The 11,130-nt window shown below is 74.5% G+C and carries 11 protein-coding genes; all 11 read left to right on the top strand.

The genetic code is table 11. The features are described from left to right. Positions 1-107: 107 nt before the first annotated feature. The 11 genes from ACRYM0_RS09680 (at position 108) to ACRYM0_RS09630 (ending at position 11,052) form a co-directional block, all read left to right on the top strand. Positions 108-1,052: a flagellar motor switch protein FliM gene (locus ACRYM0_RS09680; protein WP_432504474.1), complete on the top strand. Its 945-nt coding sequence runs from the start codon at positions 108-110 to the stop codon at positions 1,050-1,052. Continuing rightward, a complete protein-coding gene (gene fliN, locus ACRYM0_RS09675) occupies positions 1,049-1,807 on the top strand; it encodes a flagellar motor switch protein FliN (RefSeq protein ID WP_432504472.1) in 759 nt (252 codons plus the stop codon). The genes ACRYM0_RS09680 and fliN overlap by 4 nt, the downstream gene beginning before the upstream one ends. Further along, the gene (gene fliO, locus ACRYM0_RS09670) at positions 1,807-2,277 is read left to right on the top strand and encodes a flagellar biosynthetic protein FliO (RefSeq protein WP_432504470.1); all 471 of its coding nucleotides are present in this window, start codon (positions 1,807-1,809) and stop codon (positions 2,275-2,277) included. The genes fliN and fliO overlap by 1 nt, the downstream gene beginning before the upstream one ends. Continuing rightward, entirely contained in the window at positions 2,274-3,173 is a 900-nt protein-coding gene (gene fliP / locus ACRYM0_RS09665; protein WP_432504468.1) for a flagellar type III secretion system pore protein FliP, read from the top strand. Before fliO ends, fliP begins: the two co-directional genes overlap by 4 nt. Positions 3,174-3,264: 91 nt before the next feature. Next, positions 3,265-3,543, top strand: a complete 279-nt coding sequence (locus ACRYM0_RS09660) for a flagellar biosynthetic protein FliQ (protein WP_432491075.1) — start codon at positions 3,265-3,267, stop codon at positions 3,541-3,543. A gap of 4 nt (positions 3,544-3,547) precedes the next feature. After that, a complete protein-coding gene (locus tag ACRYM0_RS09655; RefSeq protein ID WP_432504465.1) occupies positions 3,548-4,327 on the top strand; it encodes a flagellar biosynthetic protein FliR in 780 nt (259 codons plus the stop codon). Then, on the top strand, positions 4,324-5,406 hold the full coding sequence (locus ACRYM0_RS09650) for an EscU/YscU/HrcU family type III secretion system export apparatus switch protein (RefSeq protein ID WP_432504463.1): 1,083 nt from the start codon (positions 4,324-4,326) through the stop codon (positions 5,404-5,406). The genes ACRYM0_RS09655 and ACRYM0_RS09650 overlap by 4 nt, the downstream gene beginning before the upstream one ends. A gap of 152 nt (positions 5,407-5,558) precedes the next feature. After that, on the top strand, positions 5,559-7,595 hold the full coding sequence (flhA, locus tag ACRYM0_RS09645; protein WP_432504461.1) for a flagellar biosynthesis protein FlhA: 2,037 nt from the start codon (positions 5,559-5,561) through the stop codon (positions 7,593-7,595). After that, positions 7,573-10,065, top strand: a complete 2,493-nt coding sequence (locus ACRYM0_RS09640; protein ID WP_432504459.1) for a coiled-coil domain-containing protein — start codon at positions 7,573-7,575, stop codon at positions 10,063-10,065. The genes flhA and ACRYM0_RS09640 overlap by 23 nt, the downstream gene beginning before the upstream one ends. A 4-nt stretch (positions 10,066-10,069) precedes the next feature. Then, a complete protein-coding gene (locus ACRYM0_RS09635) occupies positions 10,070-10,804 on the top strand; it encodes a PilZ domain-containing protein (RefSeq protein WP_432504457.1) in 735 nt (244 codons plus the stop codon). Next, the gene (locus ACRYM0_RS09630) at positions 10,801-11,052 is read left to right on the top strand and encodes a hypothetical protein (protein ID WP_432504455.1); all 252 of its coding nucleotides are present in this window, start codon (positions 10,801-10,803) and stop codon (positions 11,050-11,052) included. The genes ACRYM0_RS09635 and ACRYM0_RS09630 overlap by 4 nt, the downstream gene beginning before the upstream one ends. Positions 11,053-11,130: the final 78 nt, after the last annotated feature.

The raw sequence follows: 11,130 nt of genomic DNA, 5'->3' as shown, positions 1-11,130 counted from the left end.
GTCGAGGAAGTCGCCACTTCCTCGACCACCGCAGGGGGAGGGGAGGGGGCGTCACTCGTTCGGGTGCGCGCTAAAGGGTGAGGCACCTTCGTGCCGATAGGTGCAGCGTGGCACCCGAGACCTCGACCAGCGCAGAGCGCACGGGCGGTCGCCGTTCGCGGCGGCGCGGCGTCCCCGTCCCGTACGACTTCCGGCGGCCCACCAAGCTGTCGCGCCAGCACGCCCGCGTGCTGGAGATCACCTACGAGACCTTCTGCCGCCAGTGGGCGACCCTGCTGTCCTCCACCCTGCGCACCAGCGTGCAGGTCGAGCTGGACGGCGTGCAGCAGTACAGCTACGACGAGTACGCCGCGACGCTGGCCACCCCCTCGATCATGACGGTGTTCGACCCCGAGCCGCTCGTCGGCGCCGGCGTCCTGCACCTGGACACCCCGCTGATGCTCACCTGCGTGGAGCGCATGCTCGGCGGCACCGGTGCGGGGGAGCAGCCGCAGCGCGTGCTCACCGACATCGAGGCCGTCCTGTGCCGCGGACTGGTGGAGCGCACCCTCGCCGAGCTGGCCGCCTCGCTCACCTCGATCGTGGACCTCAAGCCCCACCTGACGAGCATCGAGCAGAACCCGCAGTTCGCGCAGGCCGCCGCCGCCACCGACGTGATGATCGTGTCGTCCTTCCACCTGCAGGTGGAGCGGATCACCGGCACCGCGACCCTGGCCCTGCCGCTGGACCCGCTGTCCGCGGCCCTCAGCGCCGCCGAGCTGCGCGTGGCCAGCCCCGAGGAGCTGCGCATCCGCCGCCTCATGCGCGACCGCCTGGACGACCACCTCGAGCACATCCCCGTGGACGTCTCGGTGCGCCTGAACGCCACGCACCTGCGCCCCGACGAGATCCTCGCCCTCGTGCCCGGCGACGTCCTGCGCCTGCCGCACGCGGCCGAGGCGCCCCTCGAGGTCGTCGCCTCCGAGACCGTCGTCGCCTCCGCCGTGGCCGGCACCCGCGGATCCCGGCTCGCCTGCCTGATCGTCCCCACCCCCGAGGAGTCCTCCCGATGAGCACCGTCACCCACGCCGACCTGCAGGCCCTCCTCGGCGAGGCCGCGCAGGCCGCCCTCGCGGTCCTGCCGCTGTCCGCCCCCGGCACGATCACCGGGCTCGTGGCGGCCTCCGCGGCCCCCGACCTGGGCGACGAGGGCACCGCCGTCTCCGCGAGCTTCGCCGGCGCCGCCAGCGGCCGCGTCGCGGTGATCGTGGGGGAGGAGACCCTCAACACCCTCCTGATGAGCCCCGAGGGTGCCCTCGACCCGGTCGACGCCCTGCGCCCCGCGCTGGAGACCGTCGTCGCCAGCCTCGGGCAGTGCACCCTCGACGTCGGCGTCGAGGGCGACCCCGCCGAGGCCGTCGCCGCCCTCGAGGGCGGTGCCGTCGCCGTCGTCGGCGCCGGCGGGGAGACCCTGGCCCTGATCGGCCTGACCTTCTCCGCCGACGCGCCCCAGGTCGCCGTGCCCGTCATGGCCACCCCCACCAGCGCGCCCGCCGCCGGCGGCGGCGGCCCGCGCCGCACCATGGACCTGCTGCGCGACGTGCAGATGGACGTCACCGTCGAGCTCGGCCGCACCAGCATGACCGTGCAGGACCTGCTGTCCCTGACCCCCGGCTCCGTGGTGGAGCTCGACCGGGCCGCCGGCAGCCCCGCCGACGTCCTGGTCAACGGCCAGCTCATCGCCCGCGGCGAGGTCGTCGTCGTCGACGAGGACTACGCCATCCGCATCACCGAGATCGTCACCCCCGGCACGGAGGCCGGTGCCTGATGGACGCCCTCGCAGCACTGGGACGGATGTCCGTCTCGCTGGTCGCCGTCCTGGGGCTGCTGTGGCTCATCGCCCGCTGGCTGCGCCGCTCCCGCTCGGTCGGCGCGGCCCAGACGGGCCTGGAGGTCCTCAGCCGGGTCGGCGTCGGCGCCAAGGCCGGTGTGGCCGTCGTGCGCGTCGGGGAGCGGGCCCTCGTGGTCGGCGTCACCGAGCAGCAGGTCACCCTGCTGACCGAGGCGCCCGCCGCGGACCTGCTGCCCGCGCCGCAGGAGGCCCACCCGCCGCAGGAGCGCGAGGTCGTCCAGCTGCCCGCCACGGGCGCGGCCCCGCTCACCACCGCCACCACCACCGCGGAGCGCCCCAGCACCGTGCCGGCGCCGCGCACCACCCCGATCAGCGGTTCGGCCCTGTCGCCGGCCACCTGGACCAAGGCAGTCGACGTGCTGCGAGAGAGGACGACCCGCCGGTGAGCACCCGTACCGCCCGCAGGTTCGCGGCCGCCGCGATGCTCGCCGGGGGCCTGCTGGCCGGCGCCGCGAGCACCGCCAGCGCAGCCCCCGCGTCCTCCGCCGCCGCGTCCATCACCGCCGCGGCCCCCGCGTCCTTCGCCGCCGCGGCGCCCGCGTCCTTCGCCGCCGCCGCGGCGCCCACCGCGCCCCAGGCCCCCGTGGACCCCGCCGCCCCCGGCGCCGGCTCGGTGACCGTCGGCGTGAACGGCATCAACGGCGTCGACGGCAAGCCCAGCCAGTCGATCACCATCGTCATCGCGCTCACCGTGCTGTCGGTGGCCCCCGCGCTGCTGCTGCTGACCACCAGCTTCACCAAGATCCTCGTGGTGCTCGGCCTGACCCGCAACGCCCTGGGCCTGATGGGCACCCCGCCCAACCAGGTCCTGGCCGGGCTGGCGCTGTTCCTGACGATGTTCATCATGGCGCCCACCTTCAGCGCCATCAACGACGTCGCGATCCAGCCCTACCTCAAGGGCGAGAAGACGACCACGGTCGCCTTCACCGACGGCTCCGCGCCGCTGAAGGACTTCATGTGCAAGCAGACCCGCGGCGACGAGCTGGCCCTGATGACCAAGGCCGCCGACCGCGAGAAGCCCGAGAACTGCGCCGCCACGCCGCTGACCACCCTCGTGCCGGCCTTCGCCCTGTCCGAGCTGCGCTCGGCGTTCATCATCGGCTTCGTCATCTTCATCCCCTTCCTGGTGATCGACATCGTCGTCTCCGGGGCGCTGATGAGCCTGGGCATGATGATGCTGCCGCCCGTCACGGTGTCCCTGCCCTTCAAGCTGCTGCTGTTCGTCATGGTCGACGGCTGGGGCCTGGTCGTGAAGGCGCTCGTCGGCAGCTACGGCGGCTGAGCCGGGCCCGCCCCTCACCCGGGCGGCTCAAGCCGTTCCCCCGATCGGCCGATGCACCTGCCGACGCACCCCTCGACCGGAAGGCACCGCGATGACCGACGTGACCGTCATCCACCTCGTGATGACCGCTCTCGTCCTCGCCGCCAAGCTCAGCGCCCCCCTGCTCCTGACCGCCCTGGCCGTCGGCTTCGGCATCTCGCTGTTCCAGTCGGTCACCCAGCTGCAGGAGCAGACCATCGCCTTCGTGCCCAAGGCGCTCGCCGTCGGCATCGCGATCGTGGTGTGCGGCAAGTGGATGCTCAACGAGCTGACCACCTTCACCAGCCAGCTGTACGAGCAGATCCCCGACCTGCTGACCACCGGCGGCTGACGCGGTGCAGGGGCTGTCCACCACCGTCGGGCTCGACCTGCTGCTGGCGCTGCTGCTGGCCTCCGTGCGCGCGGTCTCCTTCCTGCTGCTGGCGCCGCCGTTCGCCTCCCGCGCGGTCAACGGCCGCGTCAAGGCGATGCTGTCCCTCGCCCTGGCCCTGCCGGTGGCCGGCCGGCTGCGCGGCCAGGCGCCCGCCGTCGAGCCCGCCGCCCTGGCCACCGCCGTCGTGCAGCAGGTCCTCGTCGGCGCCGCCCTCGGCGCCTTCTGCGCCCTCGTCTTCGCGGCCGTGCAGGCCGCCGGCGACCTGATCGACCTCTTCGGCGGCTTCCAGATGGCCAGCGCCTACGACCCGCTCAGCCAGAACCAGACGGCCGTGTTCGGCAAGCTCTACAACTGGACCGCCACCGCCCTGCTGGTGCTCTCCGGCGGGCACCTGCTGGTGCTCAAAGGGTTCCTGCGCACCTACGAGGTGCTGCCGCTGGACGCCGGGCTGTCGCTGTCCACCGTCGCGGCCGTGTTCACCACCGGCATCGGGCAGCTCATGCTCTCCGCCCTGCAGATCGCCGCGCCCCTGGTCGCCGTGCTCTTCGTCGCCGACGTCGGCCTGGGCCTGCTCTCGCGCGTCGCCCCCGCGCTCAACGTCTTCGCCATGAGCTTCCCGCTGAAGATCCTGATCACCCTGACCCTGGGCGGCTTCGCCCTGGCCGTCCTGCCCAGCGTCGTGGACACCTCCGCCGGGACGATGGCCGAGACGGTCGTGCGGCTGGTGGGCGGCGGCGCGTGAGCGGGGAGAAGACCGAGAAGCCGACTCCGAAGCGCCTCAAGGAGGCGCGCCAGGAGGGCAACATCCCGCAGTCGCGGGACGTGGCCGCGTGGCTGTGCACCGCCGCCGGCGCGCTGCTGGTGCCCCGCACCATCGAGGCGGGTGGCACCGCCGGCCGCCAGGCGCTGGCCCGCGTGGCGGAGGTGGCCGCCGACCCCGAACCCGGCCGCGCCCCGGCCGCCCTGGCCGCCGCCTTCGGCGCCCTGCCGGGCGTGCTGGGGCCCCTGCTCGTCGTCACCGTGCTCGCCGTCGTGCTCTCCGGCGCCGCGCAGGGCACCCTGCGGCCGGCCACCAAGAAGCTCAAGCCCAGCTTCAAGGCGCTCAACCCCGTCAACGGCCTCAAGCAGCACTGGGGCCCGCAGGCGCTGTGGGAGGGCACCAAGTCGCTGCTGAAGACGCTGCTCATCGGCGGCGCCCTGTGGGTCGTCGCGAAGGGCCTGGCCCCGAAGCTCGTCGGCCAGGGGGTGCTGCCGCTGTCGTCGGTGCTCTCGGCGACAGGTTCGGCGATCGCCTCCATGCTGGTCGTCACGATCCTCGTCGGCCTCGTCATCGCCGCCGCCGACTACGCCATGAGCCGCCGCAGGGTCATGAAGAAGCTGCGGATGAGCAAGCAGGACATCAAGCAGGAGCACAAGAACGCCGAGGGCGACCCGCTGCTCAAGGGCGCGATCCGCTCCAAGCAGATGGCCATGTCCCGCAACCGCATGATGGCCGACGTCGCCAACGCCGACGTCGTCGTCGTCAACCCCACCCACATCGCCGTCGCCCTGCGCTACGAGCCCGGCAGCGGCGCGCCCAAGGTCGTCGCCAAGGGCGCCGGCGCGATCGCCACGAAGATCCGCGAGAAGGCGAAGGAGAACGACGTCCCCCTGGTCAAGGACGTCGAGCTGGCCCGCTCCATGTACAAGAGCGTCAAGGTCGGCCAGGAGATCCCCGCCGAGCTGTTCGCCGCGGTCGCCAAGGTCCTGGCGTTCGTCATGAACCTGCGCACCCGCGGGGCGACGACGCCCCTCGGCGAAGCCCACACCCTGCCCGCCTGACCCCGGCGGGCGCTCAAGCCCCGGGCCGGAGCTGCCGAAGAGGCAGTAGCCAGGACGGCGCAGCAGGGCCACGGACGGGCCGCTGGACGAGGGAACCCGACAGGGTGACCAGGACGACAGGCGGTGCAGTGCGTTTTCGCAACCTCACGCAGATGGCGGTGCCCGTGGGCGTCGTCGGCATCATCCTGCTGCTCATCGTGCCCTTGCCGGCCCCGGTGCTCGACATGCTCATCGCCACGAACATCGTCTGCTCGCTCATCGCGCTGCTGACCTGCATGTTCGTGAAGCGGCCGCTGGACTTCTCGGTCTTCCCCGCGCTCATCCTGGTGCTGACCCTGTTCCGCCTGGGCCTGAACGTGGCGACGACGCGCCTGGTGCTCTCGAACGGCTACGCCGGCAAGGTCATCGAGGCCTTCGGCCACTTCGTGATCTCCGGCTCGCTCGTCATCGGCCTGGTGATCTTCCTGATCCTGGTCGTCATCCAGTTCGTCGTCATCACCAAGGGCGCTGAGCGCGTCGCCGAGGTCGGTGCGCGCTTCACCCTCGACGCGATGCCCGGCAAGCAGATGGCCATCGACGCCGACCTCAACGCCGGCCTGATCGACGAGGACGAGGCCCGCCGCCGTCGCAGCGACGTCACCGCGGAAGCCGACTTCTACGGCGCCATGGACGGTGGCACGAAGTTCGTCAAGGGCGACGCCATCGCCGGCATCATCATCGTGCTGATCAACCTCATCGGCGGCTTCGCCATCGGCATGGTCCAGCACGGGCTCGGCCCGGCCGAGTCGATCCAGCAGTACGCGCTGCTCAGCATCGGCGACGGCCTGGCCTCGCAGCTGCCCGCGCTGCTGCTCAGCGTCGGCACCGGCCTCATCGTCACCCGCTCCACCGGTGCCGGCTCCGGCGACATGGGTTCGCAGGCCATCGAGCAGCTCGGTCAGCAGAAGCTCGTGCTGCACATCGCCGGCGCCGCCGCGATCGTGCTCGGGCTCATCCCCGCCATGCCCAAGCTGCCCTTCCTCGTCGTGGCCGTCCTGTGCTTCGTGGCCGGCAGCCGCATCGGCAAGCGCGAGGCCGCCGACGCCAAGGCCGTCGAGCTCGCCGAGATGGCACCCGCTCCGCTCAACCCGAACGAGGCCGCGGAGTCCTTGATGGAGGAGATGCGCGTCGATCCGCTGGAGGTCGTCCTCGCCCCCGACCTGGTGGACCTCGTGGACACCTCCGGCGGCGGCGACCTGCTGGAGCGGGTGCGCGCCCTGCGCCGCAAGATCGCCCTGGAGATGGGCCTGGTCGTGCCGCCGGTGCGCACCCGCGACTCCCTCGACCTGCCGATGTCCACCTACGCGGTGCGCATCTCCGGGGTCGAGGTGGCCCGCGGCACCGCCCCGCCCGGCCAGGTGCTCGCCCTGGGCGACAACCTCGACGGCCTGCCCGGCCGCGCCACCGTGGAGCCGGTGTTCGGCCTGAACGGCAAGTGGATCCCCGCCGAGCTGCGCCACCAGGCCCAGCTGATGGGCGCCACCGTCGTGGACCGCGCCAGCGTCCTGATCACCCACCTCGGTGAGCTCGTGCGCACCCACGCCCCGCGCCTGCTGGGCCGCGAGGACGTGCGCTCGCTGGTGGAGGCGCTCAAGCGCACCCACCCGGTCGTCGTGGACGAGCTGACGCCCAGCGTGCTGACGCTGGGGGAGGTGCAGCGCGTCCTGCAGGCCCTGCTGGAGGAGGCGGTGCCGATCCGCGACCTGGCGCGCGTCTTCGAAGCCCTGAGCCTGAAGGCGAAGCAGGGCTCGGACCTCGACGGCCTCGTGGAGGCGTCCCGCGCCGCGCTCGGGCCGGCCGTGGCGGCGGTGCACGAGCAGGACGGCGTCCTGCACGTCATCACGCTGGACCCGGTGCTGGAGCACACCCTGGCCGAGGCCCTGCGCCCCGGCGAGCACGGCGCGAGCCTGGCCCTGGACGCGGTCACCGCGGAGCACCTCGTGACGGCCTCAAGTTCCTGCCTGGAACGTGCCGAACAGCAGGGCATCTCCGCCGTGCTGGTGTGCGCGCCGCCCCTGCGGGCCCCGCTGCGCCGGCTCCTGAAGGTGGCCGTCGGCCGCCTGCACGTCCTGTCCTACGACGACGTCAGCAACCACCCCCGGATCGAGACGGTTGGATCGGTGAGCGGTGTCCACGCACTTGCTTCTTGAGGGCCCCGACCTGCAGGACCTCCTGGCCCAGGTCCGCGAAACCCACGGTGACGCCGCCCGCGTCGTCCGCGCCGAGCGCATCCGCTCCGGAGGCGTCGCCGGATTCTTCAGCAAGGAGCGCTACGAAGTGACGGTCGAGATGCAGAGCGACGGCGCCACCGGCGACCGGACCCCCGAACCCGCCGCCCGGGAGAGCGCCCAGGACGCGGCGCCCGACTTCGAGGCCCTGCTGGCCGCCGCGGACCGCGCCGAGGCCCGGGCCGCCGAGGTCGCCGGGGCTGACGAGGCTGCTGAGGCGGAAGCGGCGGCCCAGCCCGCCCCCGCCGGCCGGCACGCCGCCACCTCGCCCGAACAGGCCCTTCAGCCGGCACCCGCACCTGCCGATGACTTCGAAGAGGCCCGGCAGGGCCTCGTGCAGATGCTCCAGGCCTCCGGTGCCGTGAGCAGCGCCCGCGCCGCGGGGCTGCTGGGCACCGACGGCCCGGGCTCCGCCGGGGACACCGGCGAGGCCGGGTCCGAGGTCGTCGAGGAGGTCGACCTGGCCGCCGCGCTCGCCGAGGCGGCCCGACGCGAGGAGGAACGCCGACTGGACGCCGAGCGGGCCGAGGCCGAGCGCCTGGAGGCCGAGCGGATCGAGGCCGAGCGCCTGGAGGCCGAGCGGATCGAGGCCGAGCGCCTGGAGGCCGAGCGGATCGAGGCCGAGCGCCTGGAGGCCGAGCGGATCGAGGCCGAGCGCCTGGAGGCGCAGCGCCGGGAGACCGAGCGCAGGGAAGCGGAACGCGGTGAGGTGGCCCGTCGCGAGGCGGAGCAGCTGGAGGCGGAGCGGCGAGAGGCCGCCCGTGCGGAAGCGGAGCGTCGGGAGGCGGAGCGCGTGCAGCAGGAACGTGTGGTGGCGGAGCGCCGGGAGGCGGCCGTGCGCCGCGAGGAGCAGGTGCGCGAGGAGGAGCGCCGAGAGGCCGCGCGCCGCGAGGTCCGCCGCCGCCAGGCCGAGCGCGTCGAGCGCGCCGCGGTGCCGGCGCAGGCCCCCGAGCGCAGCCTCGGCGACCTGCTCGCCGCCGCGGACGCCGCGGACGGCGCCGACCGCCTGCAGGCGATGCTCTCGGCCGGCCGCGGGACCGCCGCCGGCCGACGCCGCCCCGAGGCCGTCCAGCGCCCGCTGCAGCCGCACCGGCCCATCTCGACCGAGGGCGCGGGGTTCGCGGCCACGATGGCGGCCGTGCGGCCCCTCGGGACGTCCGAGCGCACCACGGGACCGAACGTGACCTCTGATGTACGCTCGGTCACTAGGCAGTCGCCGCGTCCCACGGGGACCCGACCGGGCCGGCCGGCTGCCGCAGCAGGCGCCGACGCCCCGTTCGGCGGCCTGCCCGCTCGCACCACGGAGGTTCGCGTGACTCCCGACCAGTTCGGTGCCGCCAACGGCGTCACGGCCCCGCGCCGCCTGGAGCGGGGCGAGGATCAGCAGGCTCCCCTGCGCGCGGAGGGGCCCGAGGTGCGCCGCGGGGCGCCCCGCCGCCCGGAGCTGCGCCGCCCGGCGCCGGTGGAGGACCACTTCGGCGACCGCTTCGCCGACGAGGACGAGGCCGCCTTCGCCGCCGGGCCCGGCTACGCCGACGACGAGCACGAGGCGCCGTTCGAGCCCGCGGGGGAGCGCCGTGCGGCCTTCCCGTACGCGGTGCCGAACGGGTACGCGGAGCCTCGCGGGGAGCGCGGCGACGAGCCGCGCCACGAGGCGCGGGTGCAGCAGGCGCCCGAGCGCATGCACAGCGTGGCCGGCGAGCGCGCCGCCCACGACGGGGACGACAACGAGGCAGCTGACATGGACCTGACTTACCGTGATTCTGTGACCACCTACAGCGACCGCCCGGCGGCACGCGCGCCGTACCGCGAGCCCCACGACTCCAGCGACGTCCTGCGCCTGGCCCGCGAGATCGAGGTCCCGGTGCCGCTGCGCGTCGGTTCCGGCGAGCTCGTCGTGGTCGTCGGCGAGGCCGACGCCGTCGTGGCCGCCGCGCTGCTGGTGGCCGACGAGGTCGGCTCCGAGGCGCCGCTGGTCCTGGGCCGCGCCGACGTGCAGAACACTGTGACCGCCGACGAGCTGCCGGCCCGCCAGGAGCAGGCGCGCCGCTGGAGCGCCCCGCTGACCGTGGCGGTCCCGGCCCGCCCGACCGGTGCCGACGCCGAGCGCGCCGCCCGCCTGGCCGCCGAGATCGGCGCCTCCGCCGTCGTCGTCTGCGTGGACGCCACCCGCCGCAGCCACGCCGTGGCCGCGCAGCTGCGCGCCTTGGAGAACGCCGGTGTGCCGGCCCGCCGCCTCGCGGTGCACCGCGCGGCCGAGAGCCCCGACCCCCTCGACGTGCTGTCGCTCGACGTCCCCGTCGGCTTCCTGGACGGGCGGCCGGCCACCTCCGGCGCCTGGGCGGGTCTGCTGCTCGACGCGACGTCCGAGCACGGCGGCGCGGCGCGCTGACCCCGTGGCCAGGCGGACGACCGCCGAGGTGGTGAACACCGCCTCCCCGGCGCAGTGGCCCGCGGTCAACGGCCGGGTGCGCGTGCAGGTGCAGCTGCCCGACGCCCTCGGCGGCGAGCTGCTCGACCTGCCCACCCGCGTCGAGGACACCGGTCTGGGGCGGCTCGTGGTGGCCGCCCCCGGCTTCACCGGTGACCTGCACGTGGTGGCCCCCGGCCTGCCGGTGACCGTCACCTGGGCCAGCCAGCGGGGCCAGCTGCGCCAGGACTTCCTGATCGCCGAGGTCGTGCGGCGCCGGGTGCCCTCGTGGGACCTCGCCCCGTGCGGCGAGGTGACGGTACAGCAGCGGCGCCGCTTCGTGCGGGTCCCCGTGACCGGGAGCCTGCGCCTGCACGCCGTGCCGGGCGAGCCGCGCCGGGCCGGCGACCAGGACGCCGGCGCGGCCGCCGAGCCGGCCGTGACGGCCGCCTTCGTCGACCTCAGCGAGGGCGGTGCGTGCGTGCGGGTGCGCCGGGGCAGCTGGCTGTCCCCGGGCCGCGTGGTCCGCACCGTCTTCGAGGTCGCCGGCGGGCCGGTCGACCAGCTCGCCGACGTGGTCCGGCTCGTCCCGGACCCGGCGGGCACCGGGGAGCACGACGACCTCGTGCTCGCCTTCGTGGAACCCGTCACGGCGGCCGACCGCCTGCGCCGCCACGTCATGCAGGAGCAGATCCGCAACCGCCGCCGGGAGGAACCGTGACAGCCCTCGTCATCGTCGCCAGCCTGCTGATGGCCGGCCCCTCGGTCGTCTCGGCCCTGAGCGGGACCGGCAGCGTGGACACCGCGCTGCTGCACCTGGTCCTGGCGCTGCTGGTGTCCTCGATCGCCGCCCGCGCGGTGCGCTCGCTGGTGCTGCGCTACCAGGACTCCGTCGAGGCGGCCGCCGACGCGGCCGTCGCGACCGAGGGGGAGGCACCGCACCCGGCCCGCCGGCGCGAGGACGCCTGAGGGCCGGTCCCGCACCGCTGCGCGACGCCCGTCCCCCCGCGCGGGGCGGGCGTCGCGGCGTTCCCGGAGCCGTTGCGC

Source organism: Kineococcus arenarius subsp. arenarius, assembly GCF_050871845.1.
GTDB lineage: Bacteria > Actinomycetota > Actinomycetes > Actinomycetales > Kineococcaceae > Kineococcus.
Note: the sequence above shows the minus strand (reverse complement) of the source record. Positions and strands in the feature narration are given on the sequence as shown.